The 25993-nt window shown below is 38.9% G+C and carries 29 protein-coding genes and 1 pseudogene; 14 read left to right on the top strand and 16 right to left on the bottom strand.

Annotated elements, in window-relative coordinates:
- Positions 1 to 84: 84 nt before the first annotated feature.
- The 4 genes from MKL33_RS06705 to MKL33_RS06685 form a co-directional block, all read right to left on the bottom strand.
- Positions 85 to 459 (bottom strand): hypothetical protein, encoded by a 375-nt coding sequence (locus tag MKL33_RS06705; RefSeq protein WP_270906701.1) that lies wholly within the window; start codon positions 457 to 459, stop codon positions 85 to 87.
- Positions 449 to 751, bottom strand: a complete 303-nt coding sequence (locus MKL33_RS06700; protein ID WP_270906700.1) for a hypothetical protein — start codon at positions 749 to 751, stop codon at positions 449 to 451. The genes MKL33_RS06705 and MKL33_RS06700 overlap by 11 nt, the downstream gene beginning before the upstream one ends.
- A 250-nt stretch (positions 752 to 1001) precedes the next feature.
- On the bottom strand, positions 1002 to 1502 hold the full coding sequence (locus MKL33_RS06690) for a phage regulatory CII family protein (protein ID WP_003115422.1): 501 nt from the start codon (positions 1500 to 1502) through the stop codon (positions 1002 to 1004).
- Between the two features lie 54 nt (positions 1503 to 1556).
- Positions 1557 to 1805: a transcriptional regulator gene (locus tag MKL33_RS06685; protein ID WP_000210974.1), complete on the bottom strand. Its 249-nt coding sequence runs from the start codon at positions 1803 to 1805 to the stop codon at positions 1557 to 1559.
- 2 nt (positions 1806 to 1807) lie between these two features.
- On the opposite strand from MKL33_RS06685, the gene MKL33_RS06680 reads away from it, so the two are divergent.
- The 8 genes and pseudogenes from MKL33_RS06680 to MKL33_RS06645 all read left to right on the top strand — a co-directional run bounded on the left by MKL33_RS06680 (position 1808) and on the right by MKL33_RS06645 (position 7498).
- A complete protein-coding gene (locus tag MKL33_RS06680) occupies positions 1808 to 2599 on the top strand; it encodes a LexA family protein (RefSeq protein ID WP_270906699.1) in 792 nt (263 codons plus the stop codon).
- Between the two features lie 218 nt (positions 2600 to 2817).
- Entirely contained in the window at positions 2818 to 3015 is a 198-nt protein-coding gene (locus tag MKL33_RS06675) for a hypothetical protein (RefSeq protein WP_000868404.1), read from the top strand.
- A 2-nt stretch (positions 3016 to 3017) separates the two neighbouring features.
- Positions 3018 to 3575, top strand: a complete 558-nt coding sequence (locus MKL33_RS06670; protein WP_264425802.1) for an Nmad5 family putative nucleotide modification protein — start codon at positions 3018 to 3020, stop codon at positions 3573 to 3575.
- Complete coding sequence (locus tag MKL33_RS06665) at positions 3575 to 4366, top strand: hypothetical protein (protein ID WP_264425803.1); 792 nt, start codon at positions 3575 to 3577, stop codon at positions 4364 to 4366. The genes MKL33_RS06670 and MKL33_RS06665 overlap by 1 nt, the downstream gene beginning before the upstream one ends.
- 13 nt (positions 4367 to 4379) lie before the next feature.
- A complete protein-coding gene (locus MKL33_RS06660) occupies positions 4380 to 5246 on the top strand; it encodes a hypothetical protein (RefSeq protein WP_270906698.1) in 867 nt (288 codons plus the stop codon).
- Between the two features lie 155 nt (positions 5247 to 5401).
- Positions 5402 to 5734, top strand: a pseudogene (locus tag MKL33_RS06655) (hypothetical protein); the annotation flags it as partial.
- Between the two features lie 14 nt (positions 5735 to 5748).
- Positions 5749 to 6123 carry a hypothetical protein gene (locus tag MKL33_RS06650; RefSeq protein WP_098713741.1) on the top strand — a complete coding sequence of 125 codons (375 nt, stop codon included), beginning with the start codon at positions 5749 to 5751 and terminating at the stop codon, positions 6121 to 6123.
- A 223-nt stretch (positions 6124 to 6346) separates the two neighbouring features.
- The gene (locus MKL33_RS06645) at positions 6347 to 7498 is read left to right on the top strand and encodes a tyrosine-type recombinase/integrase (RefSeq protein ID WP_000763161.1); all 1152 of its coding nucleotides are present in this window, start codon (positions 6347 to 6349) and stop codon (positions 7496 to 7498) included.
- 153 nt (positions 7499 to 7651) lie between these two features.
- Here MKL33_RS06645 and hchA read toward each other — a convergent pair whose 3' ends face one another.
- The 4 genes from hchA to MKL33_RS06625 all read right to left on the bottom strand — a co-directional run bounded on the left by hchA (position 7652) and on the right by MKL33_RS06625 (position 11651).
- Complete coding sequence (gene hchA, locus MKL33_RS06640) at positions 7652 to 8527, bottom strand: glyoxalase III HchA (RefSeq protein ID WP_206216966.1); 876 nt, start codon at positions 8525 to 8527, stop codon at positions 7652 to 7654.
- A 208-nt stretch (positions 8528 to 8735) separates the two neighbouring features.
- Positions 8736 to 9746, bottom strand: a complete 1011-nt coding sequence (locus tag MKL33_RS06635; protein ID WP_270906697.1) for an NAD(P)H-quinone oxidoreductase — start codon at positions 9744 to 9746, stop codon at positions 8736 to 8738.
- Positions 9747 to 9778: 32 nt separating this feature from the next.
- Positions 9779 to 10675 (bottom strand): AraC family transcriptional regulator, encoded by an 897-nt coding sequence (locus MKL33_RS06630; RefSeq protein WP_270906696.1) that lies wholly within the window; start codon positions 10673 to 10675, stop codon positions 9779 to 9781.
- Positions 10676 to 10832: 157 nt separating this feature from the next.
- Complete coding sequence (locus tag MKL33_RS06625) at positions 10833 to 11651, bottom strand: undecaprenyl-diphosphate phosphatase (RefSeq protein ID WP_064785339.1); 819 nt, start codon at positions 11649 to 11651, stop codon at positions 10833 to 10835.
- A 353-nt stretch (positions 11652 to 12004) separates the two neighbouring features.
- Here MKL33_RS06625 and MKL33_RS06620 point away from each other — a divergent pair, with 353 nt between their 5' ends.
- Positions 12005 to 12805, top strand: a complete 801-nt coding sequence (locus MKL33_RS06620) for a PaaX family transcriptional regulator C-terminal domain-containing protein (RefSeq protein ID WP_270906695.1) — start codon at positions 12005 to 12007, stop codon at positions 12803 to 12805.
- 105 nt (positions 12806 to 12910) lie between these two features.
- The gene (locus MKL33_RS06615) at positions 12911 to 13903 is read left to right on the top strand and encodes a fatty acid desaturase family protein (RefSeq protein WP_017402624.1); all 993 of its coding nucleotides are present in this window, start codon (positions 12911 to 12913) and stop codon (positions 13901 to 13903) included.
- Positions 13904 to 13951: 48 nt separating this feature from the next.
- Here the strand turns inward: MKL33_RS06615 and MKL33_RS06610 are convergent, their stop codons facing one another.
- Positions 13952 to 14977 (bottom strand): AraC family transcriptional regulator, encoded by a 1026-nt coding sequence (locus MKL33_RS06610; protein WP_119684653.1) that lies wholly within the window; start codon positions 14975 to 14977, stop codon positions 13952 to 13954.
- Positions 14978 to 15137: 160 nt separating this feature from the next.
- Here MKL33_RS06610 and MKL33_RS06605 point away from each other — a divergent pair, with 160 nt between their 5' ends.
- Both MKL33_RS06605 and MKL33_RS06600 read left to right on the top strand, forming a co-directional pair.
- Positions 15138 to 15836, top strand: a complete 699-nt coding sequence (locus MKL33_RS06605) for an NAD(P)H-dependent oxidoreductase (protein ID WP_270906694.1) — start codon at positions 15138 to 15140, stop codon at positions 15834 to 15836.
- A gap of 599 nt (positions 15837 to 16435) precedes the next feature.
- The gene (locus tag MKL33_RS06600) at positions 16436 to 17935 is read left to right on the top strand and encodes an outer membrane protein transport protein (protein WP_270906693.1); all 1500 of its coding nucleotides are present in this window, start codon (positions 16436 to 16438) and stop codon (positions 17933 to 17935) included.
- A gap of 58 nt (positions 17936 to 17993) precedes the next feature.
- On the opposite strand, the gene thrH is transcribed toward MKL33_RS06600, so the two are convergent.
- Positions 17994 to 18611, bottom strand: coding sequence for a bifunctional phosphoserine phosphatase/homoserine phosphotransferase ThrH (gene thrH, locus MKL33_RS06595; RefSeq protein WP_009389629.1), 618 nt, complete (start codon positions 18609 to 18611; stop codon positions 17994 to 17996).
- 184 nt (positions 18612 to 18795) lie between these two features.
- Between thrH and MKL33_RS06590 the strand changes: the two genes are divergently transcribed.
- Both MKL33_RS06590 and MKL33_RS06585 read left to right on the top strand, forming a co-directional pair.
- Entirely contained in the window at positions 18796 to 19530 is a 735-nt protein-coding gene (locus MKL33_RS06590) for a phosphoadenylyl-sulfate reductase (protein ID WP_005064416.1), read from the top strand.
- A gap of 171 nt (positions 19531 to 19701) precedes the next feature.
- Positions 19702 to 21087: a WS/DGAT/MGAT family O-acyltransferase gene (locus MKL33_RS06585; protein ID WP_270906692.1), complete on the top strand. Its 1386-nt coding sequence runs from the start codon at positions 19702 to 19704 to the stop codon at positions 21085 to 21087.
- A gap of 29 nt (positions 21088 to 21116) precedes the next feature.
- Here the strand turns inward: MKL33_RS06585 and MKL33_RS06580 are convergent, their stop codons facing one another.
- The 6 genes from MKL33_RS06580 to MKL33_RS06555 form a co-directional block, all read right to left on the bottom strand.
- Positions 21117 to 21290, bottom strand: coding sequence for a PA1571 family protein (locus MKL33_RS06580; protein ID WP_002116397.1), 174 nt, complete (start codon positions 21288 to 21290; stop codon positions 21117 to 21119).
- Between the two features lie 139 nt (positions 21291 to 21429).
- Entirely contained in the window at positions 21430 to 22884 is a 1455-nt protein-coding gene (rng, locus tag MKL33_RS06575; protein ID WP_005064412.1) for a ribonuclease G, read from the bottom strand.
- A 113-nt stretch (positions 22885 to 22997) separates the two neighbouring features.
- Positions 22998 to 23558: a Maf-like protein gene (locus MKL33_RS06570; protein WP_025465969.1), complete on the bottom strand. Its 561-nt coding sequence runs from the start codon at positions 23556 to 23558 to the stop codon at positions 22998 to 23000.
- Positions 23546 to 24037, bottom strand: coding sequence for a rod shape-determining protein MreD (gene mreD, locus MKL33_RS06565; RefSeq protein WP_002116279.1), 492 nt, complete (start codon positions 24035 to 24037; stop codon positions 23546 to 23548). Before mreD ends, MKL33_RS06570 begins: the two co-directional genes overlap by 13 nt.
- Positions 24024 to 24881: a rod shape-determining protein MreC gene (gene mreC, locus MKL33_RS06560; protein WP_002116449.1), complete on the bottom strand. Its 858-nt coding sequence runs from the start codon at positions 24879 to 24881 to the stop codon at positions 24024 to 24026. Before mreC ends, mreD begins: the two co-directional genes overlap by 14 nt.
- A 16-nt stretch (positions 24882 to 24897) precedes the next feature.
- Positions 24898 to 25938, bottom strand: a complete 1041-nt coding sequence (locus tag MKL33_RS06555) for a rod shape-determining protein (protein WP_000601379.1) — start codon at positions 25936 to 25938, stop codon at positions 24898 to 24900.
- Between the last annotated feature and the right edge of the window lie 55 nt (positions 25939 to 25993).

The raw sequence follows: 25993 nt of genomic DNA, 5'->3' as shown, positions 1-25993 counted from the left end.
CGTATGTACGACATACTGCGCACTTGTGTGGATCTACACAGGTGTGTGAATGGTTTTTAAATTCAAGGTGGTTTATGGCTTGGTTCACGCTATACCCTCCATTTTTGGAAGGCGTATAAAACGGCGTGTTTCGAGTTGCTTGACAATTCTCTTGCCCACAATCTCTTCGCCAATGAAATACGTCTGAGTTACTCTTGAATGTTTTTTTTCAAGCACAAGTGTTAATTTTTCACCTGCAACAAGGCGATCTTTTATGTCTTTTGCTCTACCTGAAAGCTTTTTGTTGTTGATGTAAAACTCCTCTTGAGCATCACGGCAACGAATCATTTTCGAGAGCGGCATAGCTGCCAATTCAACCGCAGTATAAATACGCACTGGTGCAATAAGCTCCACATCAAATGCGATTGGATATTTTGGATCCTCACCTTTGATCTGTATTTTTGTAGCGCTACTTGTCATTACTCACCGCCTTAGGAGCAACATAACCCCCAAACTCACGTATATGGCCAGATTTAGACAAACTGGTGACTATTTGAGAGGCCATGAAGTGGCTTATACATAAACGGCGCATTAAAGATTGGCGCAACTCTTCTTTCGTAATAGCAGCGTTATTCTCATCGTAGCCTTTACTTTTAAGGTTAGATTTCTTAACAGCCATCAACTCATTAACAACCGCCATTGCTGGCTCATAAAACGATTGAACTTGGCTTGTTTGCTTAAAATCTGCTTGAGATTGAAAATGTGTGCTCATGAAACTTCCCCTATTGCTTGATGTGCGCGATTGAGGTGCTTTAATTCGTCATGAGGAATAACTTGGCACTTTGTAGAAATGTGATTAGCAAGATGGCGGTCATCGCCAAGATCTTCACCAATCAAACAAGTTCGGCACTGTTCCCCATTGAATTGAGAGCATTTGTTTTCACAAGGGTGTTGTGATAAATTAGTTTTCATATTCATTGACCTCGAAAATTAATGAATTGACAAAAGCTTGATTTCGCCGATCAAGCTTTTTCTTTTTGTGATTTCGAAATGTAATTAGAAGCGGCTGCCTTAAGAGCTTGTCGAAGTTGATGAATGTGATTTTCCATTTCTTCTAAAATTGCTTCCGTGTCTGCCAATTCAGATGGCGTTACCACACCGTCTTCTAAAACGTTATGAACTTGCTGATTAGCTTGACCATTGTTGATATTGATATGCAGCAAGGTTTCAACGATGCTCACTTCATGCGATTTTTCATCAGCTTGATTAGCTGGAACCAATACAAAACCAAGCATGTGTGCCCATGCCTTAACTAATGCCGGGTTGCGGGTAAACTGAATCATTGCCTCAAGCTTTTTAATGCTTGGTAAATGGGTTTCCATGTTTGGATTTGCGTAATTGAGTACGCTCTTGTATGAGTCACCAAGTACGTTTGCAATTTCTTGCGGCGTAATTCCCTGTGACTGGTGAACCATTTTGTAAATTGCCGTTTTAGCCTCTGGACTTAAGTTGATTTCACTCATATGTGAATCCCTCTTTAAATTTCACGTATACGCACGTTTATTAATTTGTGAGAATTAGCTCACGGATTGGTTTTGCTTTTTAAGGTTCTTGCGAACATATTCCCAGTTGATATCTGGTCGTAGTTGTTCTGCCTTAACTTGACCCTGAGTAATTTCCTCAATTTTTAAACAGCGATCTTCTGGAATTTTCTCAGGGTTCCATTTGCTAGCAGCCCAAGGTGTAACCCCTATTTTTCGAGCTAAAGCTGAGATGCTCCCTGCAAAAGTCACAGCATTGGTGAATGCTTCATGTGGAGTAGTCATAAATGACACCAAAAAACCTACTTAAAGTAGAAAGCAATATACTACCAAAAATAGAATTGGTGCAACTAAAAATTGATAGTAAAATTCTACCTACAGTAGAAAAGAAGCCTATTTTGATGGAAGACGCTAAATACAAAGACTTTGCGGACCGACTCAACGCATTGATGAAGGCAAAAGACTCTCCAATTAAAACTATCAATGAGTTAAAAAAGGCTATTGGTGTTTCTTATGAGATGGCTCGTAGGTATACACTTGGTACAGCTAAACCAAGAATTGAAAAGCTACAAACATTAGCTGATATTTTTGGAGTAGAAATTAGTTACTTAGATCATGGTACTAAGTTAGACAATAATATCAATTTATCAGATAAAGTTGGTTTCGAAGGACGCAGAGTTCCAGTAATCTCTTGGGTTGCGGCTGGTTCATTTACACCGATTGAGACAGTTTTGAAAGATACGGAAATTGAAGAATATTTACCGCCAAACCGTAGATGCGGTAAGAATGGATATGCTTTAAAAGTTGTAGGGTATTCTATGGCCCCAACGTTTTTACCGGGCGATAGAATTTATGTTAATCCAGACATTCAAACATTCGACCTTAAAACAGATGATCTTGTTATTGTTGCCTGTGCTGGTGATTCAGAAGCTACATTTAAAAAGCTAATCATTGAGGGTGAAGGAACTAGCAAATTCCTAGAGCCTTTAAACCCTGATTGGCCCGATAAAATTATTAAACTTTCAGAAGATTGCCGTTTAGTTGGTAAGGTGGTTGGTCTATATAGAGATATTTACTAATATTCAGCCCCCCTAATCTTTGAAACCAAATATTAATCTTTTTCTTTTAGCCCACTTTTTGTGGGTTTTTTATTATTCAAAATCAAATATATTCAACTTTTAGTAGAAAATAATTACTACTTCATATTGACTTAATTTCTACTTAAAGTAGTATTTATCTCGTAGACAACAAAAGCCCCGCACGGCGAACACTGCGCGGCATTTAATACGAGGTCAATATGAAAGTAAGAACAATAGAGAGTCAAACGACTCGCCCATGCTGCACTCAACCGCAGCCAGCAGATTTTCAGCATAGCTGGCGCGATCACTTTTGGCCGAACTTTAAACACACCATGCTTGTATTTGCAATCATGTTTGCTGGTTATCTGTTTTTTGTTGGCTTAGTTGCTTTGTATGCAATTGTGCGAGGTGGCTAATCATGAGTCGTTTAACAAAAACTTTACGTGAAGCGATGCTTGAAACAATCCTTACTCACGCATTTGATTCAAAGCAAAAAACAGCTCATCAAAATAAAATCATCTGTGGTGAAAAAATTTACCAAGATATTTATTCAACGAATTTAATTGCAATGGAGAGCTTGCCAAAAGGTTTCCTACCTCGTTCACGTCATATCTATATTGCAATTGCTGGTCAAATGCACATTGTTAATTTTTCAGAAATCCGTCTGATAGGTAGTTCTCACGGAGACAGGCATGGAAATAAAGCAAAGTTATATGTTGGCGATGAAGCTGTTGCAGTGGATTTCTTAAAGTCAGTCGAAATATGTAGTGACTTAGAAAAGCAGCGAAATTCTATGCGAAGCGAGGTGCAAGCCCTACTCGATAGCGTCCAAACATTTAAAAAACTTTGGGAGGTTTGGCCCGAATCAAAAACATTGCTTGAGAAATTTGAAGAGAAGCCAGCTATTGCGATTCTTCCAGCGGTTCAGGTTCAAAGGCTTAATGAGGTTCTAGGTTTAACTGTGGAGGCTGTCTAATGTCAAACCTTAATATTTCAGCCTTAGCCGAAAATCTTGCTGAGCAATGCAAACGCTTTGAAGAGTCGCCTGAATATCAGGAGATGTTAAAAACGCGTGTTGAGAAGCTTTATAAGGATGCAATTGACGATGTGTTCCGCTGGGGTGATTTCCCAAACCGTGTAAAAGAAGCCATTAAGGGTGCAATGCCTGCAAACCTCAATGATTTTGTTGATTTGGCAAAATATAACAGCTTGGTTGTAAGCACTCTTAAGTCAACATGGGAAAGCTCAGGCATTGAAAATAATGCAGTGCAGCAAATACAGGCCGCTTCAATGAAAGTTATTGAAGATATGAAAGTACCTGAATATGTACTTATGTCTGAACTTTTTGAGGCATTTATTGATGCTAATGCAGAAGAAGCTGCGCAAGAAAATTGGGAAAAACCAAATATCTTAGTGAAGGAATCTGGAAACTCATATCTAAGCGAATATTGGCAAATAGGTTTTGAGGCACAAGAGAAAGAAACCCACAGCTATCGACCTTCTAAAACACATGGGTTTGAGTTTGAGAACTGCTTGAATATCTGTGCAATTTACACAGATTATCGCAATAAAACATTCAAGATGCATGGTGAATTTAAGTGCTATGAACTTTATGCAGGTCAAGTTCGTGGGATCGTACTTGGTAAAAAAATAATAGACCCTCATACCAAATTCGAGAAATTAATGTGCGCTCTCTTTTATGGGAACTCATTTTTGGTTTGGGACAATTTTGATCCCGAAGATCTTTACTACCCTAACCAAGATTAAGGACTAGTTTCACATGAAATTATTAGACAAAAACGAAGCTAAGCTTGCATGGGCAAACGGCGAACCGCTTCTTATAAACAAGAACGGCTGGACAGACTTTCACCCTCTTGAGTGGAGCATTTCAGTATTTGAAAAATATGAATTTGCCCTAAAACCTCGTGAAATTCAAATTGGTGAAATGCTGGTCCCTGAGCCAATTAGAGAAGCACCAAAGAAAGGAACTGTTTGCTTCTCCCCTTCTATTTTGACTGAGAAGGCTTACCAGCAATTTAAATGGCGTGACTCTAAGCAAGATAAGTTGCTTCTTGAACGTGGCATGGTCCATTTGGATGAGTTCAATGTAATTAAGCATGCAGTTGCGTTGGTCCGGATAAGCGGTGGTAGCTGTGTCATTAACCTTGATGCTCAGTCAGAGGATTCAATTATTGAGGTGAGCACAGATATTCCAGATCCATCAGAAGTTGAGCTTGTATTAGGTACGGTTTTTAAAGATGGTGATGCCCCAAAAGAACAATCTTTGGAATTAACTTCTGAATCGAATTATGAAGTTGAATTGAAAAGCTTATTGGATGAATTGGAAAACACCACTTCACCGGGAAGCGCCAATGATCTAGTTAGTCGCACGCGCCACTGGAGCGAAGAGCAACGTAAACCATTGTTGGATGCGATTAATAAACGCCTAACAACATTTACTCAACCACAAGCAAAAGAACCACCATCATTAATGGTTCAAATACAAACGGCTCCAGACTTAGCAACCCTAGATATTCTTGAGGTAGATATAGGCGGCAAACCGCAAGAAATCCAAACGAAATTGATGGATTTTGTTAAAAAACGCCGATTTGAATTAACTCAAACTGAAACAACTACAGGGGCTTAGACATGACTGATTATTTAGTTAAATGCTGTCGTTGTCGCAATAAGCATTTAGAGAGTGAGCGTGTTGAGAAGCCCACACATAAATGGGGTATTAAGGCAGATGATCTGGTGTGCCCCCGCTGTGAAGGTAAGACCTATTACAGACTTGAAGAGGTCAAGTACCAAATTAAGCCAATTGAATTGCCTGAAAACCTATTTAATTGGCTCCATCCTGATATTGAACAGCACGACACCATTGAAGAAGGTGCAGAAGCCTACACAAGAGAACAATGGGAACAGCTTAAGGTAAATCTTGGGGTGGGAATAGAAACACAAATCTTGGATTACGATGACATTCCAAATATTCCAGACGATGCAATAGTTTGGTCTAACTGGAAGCCAGAACCCCCAGAAGATGGACTCTTTTTAATTGCTGCTCTTGATTCTGAGAATGGCCCTGTTCTTTGGTGGGCAAATCCGAATCAAGCTATCCAAGAGAATCTGAATTAATTTAAGGAAATAAAATGAAAGACTTAATCAACAAAATCCACGAGCAAAACGTACAAGCTGGATGGTGGACTGACCTAGTTACAGGTGAAAGCCTAACATCAAAAAATGGTGAGCCAGCAAAGCGAAATGTTCCAGAGATGCTTTGCCTGATTCATTCAGAAATTTCAGAAGCAATGGAAGGTCATCGTAAAAACCTAATGGATGACAAATTACCCCACAGATCAATGCTTGAAGTTGAACTTGCAGATGCTGTTATCCGTATCTGCGATATGGCTGGTGGCTTAGGCTTGGATCTGGACGGCGCTATTCATGAAAAACTTGAATATAACAAGCAGCGTGCAGACCACAAAATCGAAAACCGATTACTTGCTAATGGTAAAAAATTTTAATTCAACTTTTTAGAGATCTGGAGGGGAAAATGCCAAATGAAATTTTAGAAGCTTTACTTGAACTTGGCCTAACCCCTATAGATTGGGTTGATGCAAGCCAATTTTCAAAGCTGACAGGTATTGGAGAACAGAAACTAGATCATCGGCGCAAGAAATGGCCCGAGGATCTAGTCTGGTCCAAACAAGACGGCAATATTTATTATTCGATCAGAGGCTATAACGAATGGCTGACGGAGCAAGCGAAAAATCGCTACCAAAAGGCGTGCGGATTAGAAGTGGCGCAATCCAAATCTATTTTGAGCGAAACAAGCAAGCCTACAACATCACGTTACCACACCCCCCAACTGCGGAAGGTATTAGCGCAGCCGCTAAAATTAGAAGCCAATTAATTACAAAGGCTGAGTGGGGAATTTTAACTGATAAAGATATTGCTGAGGCTAAAGGAGAAACGATTGATAAAAAGCACCTCATCCTCAATAGCAATGAGGTGCTTTTTCAAGAGGTAGCACAAAAGTATTTGCGCCAGTGCGAGGCAAATTTAGACTCAAGAAAGGGTTATGTAAGAATTCTGAATTGTCACTGGATGCCACACTTTGCACTAAGACCAATAAATCAAATCACCAATGATGAAATAAGAGATTTGATTATCGATAAAAACTTCAAGACAGCCAAAACCCTTAATAACAGCTTAATACCATTGCGCGGTGTATTTGAGACGGCAATGAATAGCAAGTTGATTTTAGATAATCCAATGCATGGCATTGAGAATAAGAGGATCCAGCAAGCTATACCAGATCCTTTTAGTAGAGCGGAAATGAATGCTTTGCTGAAATGGCTTGATGTAAATCTTGAGGGTACAAACCGTCTTTACTATTGGTATTACGAGCTTGCTTTTTGGTCCGGATGCCGCCCTTCTGAACTTTTTGCTTTGCGCTGGAATGATATTGATTGGTTCAATGGAACAATGCGGATTAGTAAGAGCCGGGTACGTGGTTATGAAAAATCAGTAACGAAAACTCATACTGTGCGGGATGTATATTTGAATGATAGATCGACACGCGCCCTAACTGAAATACAAAAGCTTGGGCTAAGTAGAGACTATGTGATGATTTGCCCTGAAACTGGATTGCCTTTCTATGATGAAAGACCACCAAGATTCAGGCTAAATGAGGCAATGAAAGCTTGTAGGATTCGCCACAGACCTGCTTATAACGCTCGGCACACCTATGCAACCATGATGCTTATGGATGGTGTAAATCCTGTGTTTGTAGCTGATCAAATGGGTCATAGCTTGCAAATGCTAATGAAGCGCTATGCGAAATGGATGCACGGCGATAAAAACAAAATTGAGATGGCAAAGCTCAACACATCCTGACAGGTTTTATGACAGGCTGAGGTGAGAAACAATCAGATTCTATTAGATTGAAAATTGTTAAGTTATTGATTTTTAACAATGACAGCCATATAGAGTATGATTGTTTCTTATCTGAGTGGGTTCGAGTCCCGCAGGGCGCACATACTTAATACGTTAATCCTTCACTTCAGCCAACAATGTTTCAGCTGCAAGTTTTCCTAAATTATTAGAAGCAAGCGGACTATCGCCAGTTAGCAATTTACGATCTCTATGACATTGGCCTGTAATGCCCTTATTTAAAATTTCGACACCGAGCTTTTCAAGGTTTTCACCCACTAGCCAAGGTAAAGCCCCTGGCATATAACCAATATCAATATTCGCTCCCTTATCTAACGAATCAGGGAATACACAAATTTGATAATCTTTAAAAATATAATTCTCAGGCTGTTCATCTACTGCGGCAGCCAGTAACGAAGCTGGACCATGACATAACGTAATAATAAATTTATCTTGTTCAACCGCCCATTTAAGAACTTTTTTCACCTCAAGGCTATGTGGAATCTTAGCTAATACGCCATGCCCACCTGGAATAAATACAGCTGCATATGGTGAGTTTTCCCCCACTGCGTTTTCTAAAATATCAGCCAGCTTTAATGGATTTTTTAATTTATCTGCATATTTCTGAAAAGTGTCTAATACCACTTGTTCTTGTTTTGGCATTGCCCACATTTCAAGCTTGGCTGGATTACCTGAAAGTGTCGCAATATCAATTTCGAAGCCTGCATTATCTAAATGAAACATCGGTAAAAGCATTTCTACAGGATGGTTACCTGTTGAAAAGAACTTACCGTTTTGCATCTGAATATAACGTTCATCAGTTGCAATCATTAAAACTTTTTTATTGCCCGCATACGGCGTTGAATAAGTCGTGCCATCGTAATCGGTTTTAGGAGCAGTATATTGACTTAGTGAATAAGGTGATGGGAAAAAGGCATTATCTTCAGCCAAATCTGGAGTAGGATTTTTATCATCAATATTTGCGGTATTCATTGTTACTATCCTTTTTCATCAGTATGGAAAGAAATAATAAGGTAAGAACCCATTTTTATTTCTTACTCAATTTATAGGTGAAGTTATGGAACTGGTGCAATCTGCCAATAGAATTTGGCAATTTTTATAGAGAAATAGGCAGAATCTAGAATTATAAAATTCAGTTTAGGCGAATCTGTCGTTCGCCCAAACTTCAATGATTACAGTGTTACGCATTCATTTCTAAAACGATCTTTCCAATATGATCACCTTGTTCCATACATGCGTGAGCACTTTGTACATCTGAAAAAGCATACGTTTTATAGATTTGTGGTAAACATTTACCTTGAACCAATAATGGCCATACATGCTCATGCAAAGATTGTGCAATCTCTGCTTTTTCTTGGCTATTACGTGCTCGCATTGTTGAGCCCGTAATTGTGGCACGTTTTAAAATCAGTTTTTGTAAATCAAATTCTTTTGCGATTCGACCACCCATAAAACCAATAATAACAAGTCGGCCATCACGTTTTAATAGATTTAAATTTTTTGTGAAATAAGAACCACCCACAATATCCAAAATAACATCAACACCTTGATCTTGAGTATATTTCAAAACTTCTTGCTCAAAATCTTGGGTTTTATAGTTAATTGCTGTCGTTAAATTTGAGAGTGCTTCAACTTTATCTTCACTACCAACCGTAGCAAAAGTTTTAATCCCTAAAGCGTGGCAAATCGCTAAAGCTGTGGTTCCAATACCACTTGCCCCACCATGAATCAGTGCGGTTTCATCTTTCTTTAAACGGCCAATATCAAAAAGATTTGCCCAAACCGTAAAAAATGTTTCCGGAATTGCAGCAGCTTGAGTAAAAGATAAATTTTCAGGAATTGGTAATACTTGAGTTGCTGTTACCGCGCAATATTCTGCATAACCGCCGCCATTTGTTAGGGCACAAACTTTATCTCCAACCTTGAATTGATCGACTTGCTCGCCCACAGCAACCACAACACCAGCAACCTCAAGTCCCGGTATTTGAGTAACACCTTTAGGCATTGGATATAATCCCATACGCTGTAAAACGTCAGGACGGTTAATTCCAGCAGCCTTTACCTCAATTAAGACTTCATCTGCTTGAGGTGCTGGAATATTAGCATCTTGAACTTTTAGAACCTCAGGTCCACCCGGAGCCATAATTTCAATAATTTTCATGGTTGTTGGAAGGGTCATAAAATGCTCCATGTTTGATTTATATTTAAAAATACTAATCTACGTTAAATAATTGAGGACTTGGGTGGAACTCCAAACAGTCGTTTAAATTCTCGGCTAAATTGTGAAGCACTGACATATCCAACTTCATAGGCGGCTTCTGCTACACCCATTTTATTGTTCATAATCAACTCACGTGCCTTATGTAACCGAGTAATTTTGATGTACTGTAAGGGAGAATAATTCGTCACCTTTTTAAAAGTTTGATGAAAAAGCGATATGCTCATGCCCGCTTGTTTCGCCAATTCTTGAACCGTTAAGTTATGATAATAATCGCGCTGAATAATTTCACAAATGGTATAAATCACGCCATTTCGACTTACTATAGCCGATAAGCTCTCGACTAGATTGCCGCCCGAAGCCTGCACCACACGATAAACCAATTCTCTTTTAACTTGCTCACCCAATACAAAAGTATCTTGTTTAGAACGAAGTAAATTGAGTAACCTGAGAGCAACCTCTGATATGGTCGCATTCATGTCAATCACTCTAAGCCCACAACTTAATTTTAAATCTTCTGAATGAGCATCTTCAGTAACCACTTGTTGCTGTTTATCCATTTTAGTAATGAGATCAGTCATCATTTGTGGTTCAAACTTTATTGCTATTGCCAACATCGGTTCATTATTTTCAACTACAGTATCGCAATCAAACGGTATTGCAATTGAGATAAATAAACACTGACCTTGTTGAAACTGAAAGATTTCTTTACCAATATATCCACGCTTTAACCCCTGTATCACTAAAACAATTGAGGGTTCTTGCAGCACGGCAACAGGTGGTGTGGAATGATCTACCCGCATTAAGGTGATGTTAGAAATAAAAGTAGGATAGAGGCCTTCTGCTGGAGCCAAGTGCAAAAATGCATCGACCAAATGTTCTGTAAGATGATTTTGCGGCATAGTTTTATTGTGAGAGGTAATCTAATAATCAATATAACAATGAACCTAAAATGAAAACATCTGTCTTACGTTTACTTTGTATAAATAGGCAATTCAAATCAATTTTTAGGCATAAAAAAACCTAGAGCATTCTAGGTTTTTCACTTTATTAGGCTATTTAAGCCGATAAATTAAAGAACATTGCTGCAATCAAAATGATTACACCGAGTGCAATTCGGTACCAAGCAAATACACGTAACGTGTGACGTTCTACAAACAGTACCAATGCTTTTACAACAAACAGCGCGGCAATAAAAGCAGCAACGAAACCTACCCCAATATTAACCATATTGTCTGAGGTAAGTACGTCAGCATTTTTAATCAAGTCAAAAGTCGCAGCCCCCAACATGGTCGGCATAGCAAGGAAGAAAGAAAATTCTGTAGCAGCTTTACGTGATAAACCTGCAAACATTCCGCCTACAATTGTTGCGCCTGAACGTGAAGTTCCCGGAATCATCGCCACACACTGAGCAAGACCTACTAAAAGCGCTTGTTTAAAAGTAATTTTAGTCGCATCGAGTGTCTTATATTCAAACTGTCTAGATTCCACCCAGAAAATGATAAGAGCACCGACAATCAAAGCAATCGCAACCACAATTGGGCTAAATAGAACACTTTTAATAAAGTCGACAGCTAGAACACCAATAATGACTGCTGGAAAGAATGCAATAAGCACACTGATCGCAAAATGACGTGACTCCACATCACCGCTAAAAAATCCCTTAATCAAGTTAATAATTTTTTGTCGGTATAACCAGCACACTGCCAAAATAGCACCTAACTGGATTACGACCTCAAATACACGACCGCCGTCTGAGTGGAAATCGATAATATGACCAAATAAAATTAAATGGCCTGTACTCGAGATGGGTAAAAATTCAGTTAAGCCTTCGACAAAGCCTAAAAACAGTGCTTTTATAACTTCAAAATTTTCCATAACTTGCTCAAAGAAAGTTAATCATTAGAACGACCTAAAATTTGTTTTATCGAAATTGGTAAGTCCCAAATTAGACTTAACACAAGTTCAATATCAGATCATTTCTAACGTTTGTGATTATTGCCCCTAGTTAAAGGCAGTTTATTTAAAGTGCGATAATGTATCACATCATGATGACAAACTTGGGTTAACTATCGTAAAAAGATAAAACTTGGTTAAGAACTGCCAAAGTTTTTCTTGTTATAGACAAAGCTTTTTACCTTTACTTACTCTACAAAATGATCTTAAAAAGTCCTTAAAAAAACATGATATTATTCTGATCAAATGCAGGTCATCTCAAAAATTCAATCTGAATGAAAAATACCAAAATTAATGCACGCCATCTCATTATCGATTTATTTCTTTCCTCTGCTTACCCTCAGCTCACGATTAGACAAATATTAATTGCCGCTAAACTTTTTAATATGAGTGACAACGGTATACGTGTGGCTACGACTCGGCTATTAAATGAAGGCATGATAGAAAGTGTAGAACGCGGTATTTATCAACTTTCGCCATCAACCAAAGAATGGGCAAAAGTCATTTTGAATCGTAAAAATGGGATTAAGCAGACTAAAGAATGGCAACAACACTATCTGGCAGTATTTACGGGGACATTAGGTCGTATTGATCGAACCGCTTTAAAAAAGAGAGAACACGCTTTACGTCAATTTGGTTTTAGAGAACTCGAAACTGGAATTTATATACGTCCAGATAATTTAGCGTATAGCTTTGAAAAAACATGTGAAGAGCTCATTTTAGCGGGTCTTGAAAATGAAGCTAAAATTTCTATTATTCAAAAATTTGACGCAAAAACAGTTTCGTTAATTCCTTCTTTGTGGGATACCAAACAGCTTGAAAAGAACTATGAAATGTATAGTCAAGATATCCAAGAATGGCTTTTAAATTATAAAAATTTATCCTTAAACGAGGCTGCCACTCAAGCTTTGTTATTAGGACGCGAAACAATTACCTTACTTATGAATGATCCTCTGCTCCCCCCTCCATTTGTTAATGAACATGCCCGCAATCAGTTTGCTCAAAATGTACAACAGCTCGATTCGATTGGACAAAAGCTATGGCAGAAACTTTATGAAAATGAATTAGCCCACTAAAGGGCGATTTATTTTTTTACAAACAAATATTTCACTTTTTAAAATTTTATAATTATATTTGTAATATAAGATATGGATACCAAAATCTGATTTGGGAGAATAAAAATGAATGCACAAGTGAGTGTGACCGATCTATTTAGCAGAGAAGAAATACAAGAACTCACACAACCCTCAGACATATACGGTGCTTGGGCTGTTGCAAGTACGTGGGCTGTTATTGGCGGAACATTTGCAAGCTTAATCATGATGTGGGATTACTTACCTAGCTGGGGCAAATTACTTGCTTGTATGCTAGCTTTGGCCATATTGGCGGGTCGCCAGTTATGTCTAGCAATTTTGATGCATGATGCATCTCATAAAAGCTTGTTCAAAAATAAGAAAATAAATGACTTTGTAGGTGAATGGCTATGCGCCCGTCCAATCTGGAATGATTTACAAAAATACCGCGTACATCATGTCCGTCATCATGCAAAAACCTCTACTCCAGATGACCCCGATCTTTCGTTAGTTTCTGGTTTTCCTGTAAATAAAAAATCGCTTACTCGTAAATTTTTACGCGACTTAACAGGTATGACAGGATTAAAGTTTAGCTTTGGTCGAGTGTTAATGGATCTAGATCTAATGAAATGGACTGTTGCCAATGATCAAGTCTGGTTAGATCGAAGCAATAAAGATTTCGTTGACTATGCCAAAAGTCTTATAAAAAACAGTAGTGGTGCCATTGCAACCAATGTAGCTCTTTATGGTGTTTTAAAAGCTTTTGGTCAACAACGGTTTTATTGGTTATGGCCCCTAGCTTATTTAACACCGTTTCCATTATTTTTAAGAATTCGCTCAATGGCCGAACATGCAGGTATGCAAACGAGTAATACGGCTTTAACCAATACACGAACAACACGTGCAGGTTGGATTGCTAGAAGTTTTGTGGCGCCTATTCATGTCAATTACCACATGGAACACCATTTAATGGCTTCGGTGCCCTACTTCAAACTGCCGCGTATGCATCGTCTATTGAGAGCGCGCGGCCATGTTCCAGCACCACCTAGCTATTTTGAAGTGATTGATTCACTCTCATCTAAGCCAGAACAATCTAATTAATTGACTCAAATCATAAATGAAAGGCCATGAAATTAAATTTGTGGCCTTTTAACTTAAATCATCCATCTTATGTTTGGTTTGGAAATATTTAGGCGTCACTCCCATCCAGCGCTTAAACGCACGAGTGAAGTGAGAAGTCTCGGCATAACCTAGCATTAAAGCCACTTTTTCAACCGACATATTATTTTGAGTTAAAAGTTTCTGGGCATACTCCTTTTTCAGTGAGTCTACCAAGAGCGTAAAGCTAGTATCATCAAGAGCTAAATAGCGTTGCAAAGTTCGCTCTGACATATTCATGATATGAGCCACTTGCCCAACTTTTAATGTCTCAATCTCCCCATTCAAAAGCAATTTTTCGGCAACTTGTTTGACTTGTCCTTTCCAACCACTTTTTAAGTTTAATTTCTCTATATCCCGCTTACATTGCGCATTTAATAACGGCGCTAGCATTGGGTCTGCCGTTAATACAGATTGTGCTAAATACTCTTTTGGAAATATCCAACGATTACCCTTTTGGTTAAATAAACAAGTTACAGCCAGTTGATGACTGATTTGGCCAAAACCTATCGGCTCTGGCATTTGTAATTCAACTTTTCCCAAATGAGAAAGCCCTGTTAATTTTTTGGCAATTTGAACAAAACCGACTAACAAAAAAATGTTGGCATTTGGGCTCAGCTGAAATGCATTGACAGGCTGATGAATTGACCAATATGCATCATTATTTTCTTGTTTTAATTCCGGTTTAAAAACCTTACAACGTGAACCAATGAATTGTTCAAGTATTTTCAGTGCTTCTCCTAAATTTGGAGAAACTATGGCAGCCATTCCGACTGAACCATAACATGAAGCCGTCATGCTTAAAGCTAAATACCCTGCTAGTGCTGGCTCTTTGCATAACTCGATCGCCCGTTCAATAAGCTGATTTAAGATGTTGAATTCAACATACCAGTAAGGCTTTTCTAATTGGTCTAAAGTTATTCCGCTTCCATTTAAAAGCTGCTCACCAGAGACACCCCACCGCTTAACAGTCTCGACGATTAAATTAATATAAGTTCCGGGTAATTCTGGATTCATTAGCAACCCATATGAGCAAAATAAAATGGCGCGAAATGGTAAAAACTGTCAGTTCATGAACTATGCCATGCTTTTAAATTGATGCATAGTTATTCAAAACAAAATCCGCTGAATTGCACTAGACAGCACAATTTCTAAAAAAGAATACAGGTCCTCCCCTATGAACATTCTGATTGTCCATGCTCATCCAGAACCCCAGTCTTTCACCAATGCTCTAAAAAGTACAGCTAAGCAAACCTTAGAAGAATTGGGGCACAGCGTAGAAATTTCAGATTTATATGCGATGCAATTTAACCCGGTTGCATCCAAAGAAGATTTTTTAGAGCTTAACCAACCTGATTATTTTAACTATGCACTTGAACAAAGAAATGCCAGCAAAAATCAGCTTCTAGCTCCAGATATTCAAGCAGAAATTGAAAAGATAAAAAAAGCTGATCTCGTCATTTTAAATTTCCCACTTTATTGGACATCTGTTCCAGCAATTTTAAAGGGCTGGATTGATCGTGTGTTTGTCTCTGGACTTTTTTATGGGGGTAAACGGTTTTACAATCATGGTGGCATGGCAGGAAAAAAAGCGATGTTGTGTTTAACACTCGGTGGTAGAACACACATGTTTGGAGAAAACTCAATTCACGGACCAATCGAAAATTATTTATCCCCGATTCAACGTGGTACTTTGGCATATGCTGGTTTTGAAGTCTTACCTCCATTCATTGCTTACCATGCACCTTATATTAGCCGAGAAGCACGAGAAACCCTTCTTGAAGACTATGTAATCTACCTTACTCATCTGGACCAGCTTGAGTCATTAACATTTCCGAAGCTTGAGGAATTTGATGAAAAATTATATCCACTCTAATGCTATGTTTTAGCTCTTAAAATTAAACAACCGAATTTAGATCATTATTTTCGGTTTTCTTATTACACATAACTTTCAAATATAGAATCCAAATTCGCTCAAAAAATAGATCAAATGGTAAAAAAATTAAGGTAAACTTTTTCATAAAATGAATAATATAAAATTTAATCAATAATATACATATGTAGAGAAACTGGACTTATCAACTAAAAATGACAACCAATACTCATTTCATAATCACTTAATTCATATTTTTACAAAAAAATCTTTGACCATTTTTCTTGGATTTGTGACAAAAATGTCATAAAAACAAAGGACATTACTAATAGATAAAAAATATAAATATCAATCAATTAAATTAATTTAACAATGAAAATATTCCTTCATATTTCATTCATTATCGGCACTATTTGTATAAAAAGTGAGTACTCCTCAGTTCATATAACAGATTTACTCTTATTGTAATTATGCTATTTTTGTTACATGGAGTTATCAAAGCTTCTATTACTTGTAATTAGGAGCTTTGAAGGCAACACAGTTTAAACGGTTTAACTCTGTTACTTTTAAAAAAATGTCTTGAAGTTCAAGGAAAGATTAAAATGAAATTAAAACATCTGAGCACTGCAATGATTTTAGCAACGCTGCCTGCAACTGGGGTTTTTGCAGCAGCATTGGATCGCTCTGGACAATCGATGTCTGCATTTTTGCAGCCTGGGAACTACTTTGAAGCGGGAATTTCTGTTTTAGACCCCGATGTATCAGGTAAAGAAGCAGGATCAAGCGCAACTCGCCGTGATATTAGCGATATGGGGGAGGATTATTTTTTCCCAAATGCAGCTTTAAAACTACAACTTAACGATAAATTCTCATTTGGTTTAATTTACGATCAACCTTTTGGTGCAGATGCAGAATATTCTGGGAAAAATGTATTTGTATCAGACTCTTCTAATACAATTTTAGCCCAAGACAGATTAGATGTAATTCGTGCCAATACTATTGATACAACTTTTAATGGATTAACTAGCGATCAGCGTGTCGGTGCTGCTCTACAAGCCCAAGGAGTTGATTTAAGCACTGATGCCGGGAAAGCAAAATTTGCTGCTACTTTAAATGCTTATAATAATGATGCAGCTACGAAAGCTGCTATCGATGCGGGCGTAAAACAAGGCGTTGCAGCAAGAGTAGATGCTGGTATAAATGAAATTAATGGTTTACTTGGCAAAGGTGGCACCAAAGTTGAAGTTGATACTCAAAACCTTGCTATGGTTTTTGGTTTTCAACCAAATAAAAACTGGAACCTCTATGCAGGTGGTGTATATCAAACAATTAAAGGAAATATTAGCCTCCGTGGACAAGCTTATAGTATCTACAATGGCTATGATGCAGACATCAAAGAAACTGGCGGTGTGGGTTGGTTAGCAGGTTTTGCTTATCAAATTCCTGAAATTGCCCTTAAAGCTTCTTTAACTTATCGTTCTGAAGTTGACCATGACGTCAATATTCGTGAAAATTTGCCTACACTTCCTGCTCTTTCATTATTAGGGCAAGCTGCTGCGGCCGATGCAATTAAAAATAGCTCAGCAGATACTACAATTACAACACCTCAATCAGTTAACTTTGATTTCCAAACAGGCATCATGGCTGACACTGTTGCGTTTGCCAACATTCGTTGGGTGAACTGGAAAGATTTCTCTGTTCAGCCATACAAATTTGGACAACTATCAAAAGTTGTAGGTCCTATTGTCAACCGCCCAAATGGCTTCGATTTAGTTAGCTATACAGATGACCAATGGACAGTAACCACAGGTGTTGGTCGCAAACTCAATGATAAATGGGCTGGTAACATTTCTGTAGGTTGGGATTCTGGTGCTGGTGACCCAATCACAACTTTAGGCCCAACTGAAGGTTACTGGAACGTAGGTTTAGGCCTTCAATATAGTCCAACTCCACAGACATTTATTGCAGGTGGTGTAAAATACTTCTGGTTGGGTGATGCCAAAGCTCAAACTGGTGCGCAAGCGGGCGGTGATGAATATGTTGCAGAATTCTCTGACAACAACGCTATCGCTTATGGTTTAAAACTTGGTTATAAATTCTAAGTTTAAAAAATTATGTATATAAAAAAGGCGCTTAAAGCGCCTTTTTTATTATTTATTCTTAAGCTGGGATTGTACGCTGTGAAACTGAACGAATTGCTTCTTTTAATGCATCATATCCGTGAATCGCTGGAAATTGTGGAAACTCAGCAATCACATTTTCTGGTGCATCAAACAAGAAACCGTGGTCAGCTTCACCAAGCATGGTTGTATCGTTATACGAATCACCAGCAGCAATTACACGGAAATTTAAACCATGTAATGCTTTAACCGACTCACGTTTTTGATCGGGTTGACGTAGTTTATAAGCGGTAATCATACCTTCTTCATCTGTCTCTAACTTATGACAGAAAATTGTTGGCCATCCTAATTGCTTCATTAAAGGATGTGCAAATTCATAGAAAGTATCTGACAAGATCACAAGTTGGAAATGAGTACTTACCCATTCAACAAACTCTTTTGCACCTGGTAATGGTCCCATCTCAGCAATAACTTCTTGAATGTCGTTTAAGCCTAAACCGTGTTGTTTTAAGATATTAAGGCGCTGAGTCATTAAAACATCATAATCCGGAATATCACGAGTTGTTGCTTCGAGTTCTTTAATCCCTGTTTTTTTAGCGAAATTGATCCAGATTTCAGGAACTAAAACCCCTTCAAGATCTAGGCATACGATTTCCATGAATGCTTCCAACGTTGGTTAAAAATTGCTGTATCATACCATTAAGATTTTCAGTTTTGCGTTGTTATTGATCAAATCAATTTTATTCATAAGGATCGAAATTAAAGTGCTAAGCACTTTATCAACTATCCTTTAGAATATTTTTCATAACTCAATGCGCCCAAGCCTTTTGCCAGGAACACACATGACCGTTATTCCGACTATTGATATCGTAGATGCTCTTGCTGCTGAATATGCAACCAAAAGCCCTCGAGAAATTTTAGAACTTGCCTTAAGCCAACAAGGTGAAATTGCAATTTCGTTTTCGGGAGCAGAAGATGTTGTGTTAATTGATATTGCTTCACGCTTAGGCAAACCTTTCCGTGTATTTAGTCTCGACACAGGCCGCCTGCATGCCGAAACTTATCAATTTATTGAAACTGTCCGTAAACACTACAATATCAATATCGAAATTTGTTTCCCTGAATCTGAAGCTGTTCAAAACATGGTAAACGAAAAAGGTTTATTCAGCTTTTTTACAGATGGGCATCAAGAATGTTGCGGTATTCGAAAAGTTCAGCCTTTGCGTAAAAAACTTGCGACTTTAGATGGCTGGATTACGGGGCAACGTAAAGATCAAAGTCCTGGTACGCGTACAGAGATTCCTGTAGTACAAGCTGATGCAGGTTTCTCGGGTCCAGGTAAGCAACTCATTAAATATAATCCTCTAGCGAACTGGACAAGTGCTGAGGTATGGAGCTACATCCGTATGATGGAAATTCCATATAACCCTCTTCATGAGCGCGGTTTTGTTTCTATTGGCTGTGAACCATGTACGCGACCTGTATTACCAAATCAACATGAGCGTGAAGGACGCTGGTGGTGGGAAGAAGCCACTCAAAAAGAGTGTGGCTTACATGCTGGTAATATGAAAAAGTAATTGGATATCAAAAAACCACTGGCAAATCAGTGGTTTTTTTTATGTCATGTTCCGTACACAAAGTCATATTTTCTCTACTCTAAACGCTATATACTTAATTTTACGGTTCTATAATTCTAATAAGAGCTCATATAAGGGCTTCTTAGAAAAATGCATGAGGCACAATGATTTATGCGTCCATTACACCCAATTGATTTCATTTTTCTGTCACTTGAAAAAAGACAGCAACCCATGCATGTAGGTGGATTATTTTTATTTGAAATTCCTGAAAATGCACCAGAAACCTTTGTACATGATTTAGTAGAAGATATTAAACGGTCAAAGAGCATTCCTATCCCTCCCTTCAATAACCGTTTAAGTGGTCTATTTTGGGATGAAGATGAAGAATTCGATATCGATCATCACTTTCGCCACATTGCTTTGCCTCATCCTGGCCGTATTCGTGAACTTCTGGTGTATATTTCACAGCAGCATAGCTCACTAATTGATCGCGCAAAGCCACTTTGGACTTGTGACATTATTGAAGGAATCGAGGGCAATCGTTTTGCCATGTATTTTAAAATCCATCATGCAATGGTAGATGGTGTTGCTGGTATGCGTTTGATCGAGAAATCTCTGTCAAAAACGCCGGAAGAGAAACATGTTGTTCCTTTATGGTGTGTTGAGAGTAAAAGAGCTAAGCGGCTAAAAGTACCAACTCCAAGTACTAGTAAAATTAAGAGTATTTTAGGCGGTATTAAATCTCAACTCGACATAGCTCCAAAAGTTATGCACGAGCTATCTCAAACAATATTCAAGGAAATGGGTAAAAATCCTGATTATGTTTCTACTTTTCAGGCACCAGTTTCTATTTTGAACCAAAGAGTTAGTGCTTCACGTCGTTTTGCGGCCCAATCATTTGAATTAAGCCGCCTTAGAAAAATTTCAAAAGCATTAGGCGTGACGATTAATGATGTTGTCCTAGCTGTATGTTCAGGCGCTTTACGTGAATATTTGATTAGCCAAAACAGCTTACCTAAAAAGCCACTTATTGCCTGGGTTCCAGCTTCATTACGTACAGATGATTCTGACATGAGTAACCGAATTACCATGATTTTGGCAAATTTAGGGACGCATAAAGATCAACCGTTAGAGCGTCTAGAAATCATTCGCCGTAGCATGCAGAATTCAAAGCAACGCTTTAGCCGCATGACTGCGAATGAAATTTTAAACTATAGTGCGGTTGTTTATGGTCCGGCAGGATTAAACATCATGTCAGGAATGCTTCCTAAGCGTCAGGCGTTCAATTTAGTGATTTCCAATGTACCAGGACCACGTGAGCCGCTTTATTGGAATGGCGCGAAATTAGATGCACTCTACCCTGCTTCGATTGTCATGGATGGACAAGCTCTAAACATTACCATGACCAGTTATTTAGATAAGCTTGAAGTTGGATTAACAGCTTGTCGAAATGCTTTGCCGAAAATGCAAAACCTTTTGACTCATTTAGAAGATGAGATTCAACGTTTTGAAGAAATTATTGCAGAGAAACAGCTGAAACATCATTCAGCAAGTTAGAAAAAGTTAAGGGGCTTTGAATTGGCCCCTTATTTTTTGATTGTGCGGCACTGGTTAAGCAACTGATGACATACTGAACGAATCATTGCAGTTGTGATTGGTACTTCTTTACCTTGGTCATTCAACATATAGCAGCTATTTACTGGCGTGCTTTCTAAAACATGTTTAAGACCGTTGCTAATTAAGTTTTCACTTACATTCATGGGTTATACCTCTTATTGTTTGCTAAGACGTTTAATAGGGAGAACGTCTAGGGCTACTGTATGTAAGTAGTATTTAAAATTCATGAATGAAAGTAAAATTTCAGTTGTAACAAGGATTAAGCGATATCTTGTTACAACTTTAACTTAAAATGATATCGTATTGCTCTTGCGTATATAAATTTTCGACCTGAAATTTAATAACACGGTTAATAAAATGCTCTAAATCGGCTACTGCTGGTGCTTCTGCTGTTAATAATCGGTCAATCACAGAAGGATGGGCAACAACAGTAAAGCCACTCGTTGACTCAAATGCGCGGGTATATCGTAATATCTCACGAAATATTTCGTAACACACTGTCTCCGCTGTTTTGACAAAACCCCGCCCTTGGCATGTTGGACATGATTCACATAACAAGTGTTCTAATGATTCACGAGTTCGTTTACGCGTCATTTCGACCAGACCAAGTTCTGACACTTGAGTAATTTTGGTCTTCGCGTGATCTCGCTCAAGCATTTTCTCAAACTGACGCATCACCTCTTCACGATGAGTTGCTTCTTGCATGTCAATAAAATCAATAATGAGAATCCCCCCCAAATTACGCAGTCTAAGTTGACGTGCGATAACTTGAGTCGCCTCCATATTGGTTTTAAAAACCGTATCCTCAAGACTACGACCACCTACATATGAACCTGTATTAACGTCAATCGTTGTCATGGCTTCAGTCTGGTCGATCATCAGATAACCGCCCGACTTCAAAGCTACGCGAGTTTGTAAGGCTTTTTGAATATCTTCTTCAACATTATAAAGATCAAATAGTGGTCGCTCGCCCGGATAATGAATGAGACGACTCTTCATATTCGGGACAAATTCATCTACAAACTCAAGCAGTTTTGCATGAATCTCTCGCGAATCTACATAAATCTTTGCAGTTTCTTCGCTTGCTAAGTCGCGAATAATACGTTGAGGTAATGGAAGTTCTTCAAAAATTAAAGAAGGAACAGCAACGTCGGTCTGTTTACGCTGAATGTACTCCCACAATTTGCTCAGATAGCACATGTCCTGTGCAATTTCTGCCTCATCCACACCTTCTGCAGCCGTACGGACAATCACGCTACCGGGTAAATTATGCTCAGATTGAATACCTTCAATAATATTACGCAGACGATCTCGCTCTTCTTCAGACTCAATACGCTGCGAAACACCAATATGGTTGCCATATGGCATTAAAACCAAATAGCGAGAAGGGATTGAAAGATCTGTACTTAGACGTGCACCTTTTGTGCCCAACATATCTTTCATTACTTGGACAGTAAGGGTTTGCCCAGGATGTAATAGCTCAAAGACATTTGGGGTAGGCTGCGAACGAGGCCAAACCATATCATTGATATGTAAAAAGGCTGTTCGAGACAAACCAATATCAACAAAGGCAGCTTGCATGCCCGGAAGCACTCGCACAACTTTACCCTTGTAGATATTGCCGACTAGACCACGTTTAACTGTACGCTCGACATACAGTTCATTAACAGTTCCATTTTCGATTAATGCCACCCGACACTCCATAGGCGTGACATTAATAAGTAGTTCTTCTGACATACATAAACTCAAAGCATTATAAAATTTTTATTAAAGAGTCAGAGAAGCTGTTAACTTTAACGTTGTCTAGTGTTCATCGACAATGCTATTCAATGAAGAATGATAACAACCCCTTATGTCTTTACTCTTTTGAATAACTGTGCAAATTCGTATAAAGGAAGTCCTACCACATTACTATAACTTCCTTGAATTTGGGGAATATATTGCGAGGCAATTCCTTGAATTGCATATCCACCCGCTTTTCCAACAGGCTCACCCGTGGTCCAATAATCTTCCATATCCTGTGTAGTCAGGCGCTGAAACTCAACTTGTGTTTGCACTACCTGACTTAACATCTGTTGTTGAGTCGCAACGCACAGTCCAGAAAACACATCATGCCAACGTCCAGATAATTGTTTCCAGATTTCAAAGGCATGATTTTTCGATTCAGGCTTACCAATAATTTGACCATCAAGTCCCAGACTTGTATCGGCAGCAATAACAATTGCTTCTGGAAAAAGCTTCAATACAGTCTGAGCTTTTTCTCTAGCCAACCGTTCAACATAATGATGAACCAGCTCATTTTCATGAACAGACTCATCAATGTCAGGACTATAGATTTCAAAATCTAAGCCTAGCTGTTGCAACAGCTCCTTCCGACGAGGAGAGCTAGATGCTAAAACTATATGCGCCATTTTGCCAAACAATAATAGACGACTGGCCACGTGATGATACTTGTCATCAAAGGTTGCCAATGTCTAGCAATCGAAAAATGAATTCCACCCATCGTCTGTGTTACCCACATAAATGCTAAATGGGCAATAATGACCAACGTTGCTATCGTCCATAAATTAACAAAAGTTAAAATACGGCGTTCCCGAATTAAAAAACGGGTAAGAAAAGTCACAATTACAAAACTTAAGGCATTGAGCCCTAAAGGCGCATCAAGCAGTAAGTCTGTAAAAATCCCCATCCCAAATGCAAACCAGACCCCACACCATGTTGGCTGACATACTACCCAAAATAGCATGATCATCAACATGAATAGTGGCCGCCATCCTGAAATATCATAAGATAGCGGATAAACCATGAGTACAGAACCCACAATAACGGAGAGAATAATTCCCCATAATGGGTCTTTACGCTTTTCTCGTTTAAGTTTAGCGATCGGCATACGGCTGCTCCTTCGCTAATGATTCAGAGAAAAGTACAACTACATGATGGCCTGTTGCTAATTGTGCTGATGGTGTTACATCAATTTCAGCAAACTCACCTGAATTATGGCGTTTTATTTTGGCCACTGTACCCACTGCGTAACCTGCTGGGAAATGTTCACCCAAGCCTGAGCTAAACACTTTATCACCCACCTGAATATTCGCACTGGTCGGGACATATTCCATTTTTAAACGGCCCAAATCACCTGTACCAGAAACAATCGCCCGCATTCCAGTACGCTCAAGACGTACCGACAGTGAATGTTCTTTATCTGATAACAACATCACACGTGAGCTATGAGGGTATACATTAATAATCTGCCCCATAATCCCCTTATCATCCAGAACCGTTTGACCGACCTTTAGATGGTCCGTAGAGCCTCGGTTAATAATGATGATATGGCGTAATGGGTCTGCATCTGTCCCAATCACTTCGGCAATTTCCATACGACCATCAATAATTAACGGTGTATCAAGAAGGCCTCGTAAACGGGTATTTTCAGCTGACAGTTCAGAAAGCTTCTGTAAGCGGACTTGAGCTTGTAAAAGCTCAGCCTGCATCGCGGTATTTTCACGACGCAGTTGTGCTTCAGATTTTGTTTGTTGATTCAGCCATTCTCTCGACAGTACCGGATAACTAGCCAATGCATAAATTGGGTTATATGCAGCGTACAAGACATCCCTTGCTGGCTGAATTACATAAGGCATGCGCCAATCAAAGAACAGCACAACCAAACATGTAATGACCGCAATAATGAACGAGCGGAAAGATGGCGGCTGTCTTGAAAAAATATTCGGTTGCACCGCCTAATCCTTAAACTTAACCGACGAAAAGCATGTCATGGTTCGGGTTGTCGAAGAATTCTAATACTTTACCACCACCACGGGTTACGCAAGTAAGAGGATCTTCAGCAACAACAACTGGTAAACCAGTTTCTTGAGCCAATAACTTGTCAAGGTTACGAAGTAGCGCACCACCACCTGTCAACACAATACCGCGCTCAGCAATATCAGAAGAAAGTTCAGGAGGAGTTTGCTCAAGAGCAGATTTCACAGCGCTTACAATGCTTTGTAACGGATCAGAAATAGCTTGAGTAATTTCGTCAGAAGTTACGGTAATTGCACGAGGCACACCTTCTGCAAGGTTACGGCCACGTACTTCGATTTCTAATGTTGTACCATCAGAAACAGCCATGCCTACTTCTTTTTTAATAATTTCAGCAGTAGTTTCACCAATCACACAACCGTGAGCTTTACGAACATAATTGATGATTTGCTCATCAAAAACATCGCCGCCGATGCGTAAAGAGTCAGCATAGACACAACCTTGCAATGAAATAATTGCAATTTCTGTTGTACCGCCACCAACATCCACAACCATAGAACCACATGCTTGTTCAACTGGCATACCTGCGCCAATTGCTGCTGCCATAGGCTCTTCAATCAAACGAACATCACGGGCACCAGCATTAAATACTGCTTCGCGAATCGCACGACGCTCGACCAAAGTTGATTTACATGGTACACATACAACTACACGAGGTGCAGGTGGGAACAAACGTTTTTCGTGAACTTTACCAATAAACTGATTCAACATGGTTTCAGTCACTTCAAAATCCGCAATTACACCGTCTTTCATTGGACGAATTGCAGAAATATTCGCAGGCGTACGGCCCAGCATTTGCTTAGCATCTAGACCTACAGCAGCAACAATTTTTTGTGAACCACTGTGACGAATTGCCACAACTGTTGGTTCATTTAATATAATGCCGCGGCCTGGTGCATAAATAAGTGTATTTGCTGTACCTAAATCAATGGCTAGATCCGGCGAAAACAAGCCAATTAGTCGTTTTAGAATCACGGTTCGTTCTCAGTTAAACTTTCATGTGGATGCAAGGTGGCAACTTTAAACTAAA

This window comes from Acinetobacter sp. AOR43_HL (assembly GCF_027854635.1).
Classification (GTDB): Bacteria; Pseudomonadota; Gammaproteobacteria; order Pseudomonadales; family Moraxellaceae; genus Acinetobacter; species Acinetobacter pittii.
Note: the sequence above shows the minus strand (reverse complement) of the source record. Positions and strands in the feature narration are given on the sequence as shown.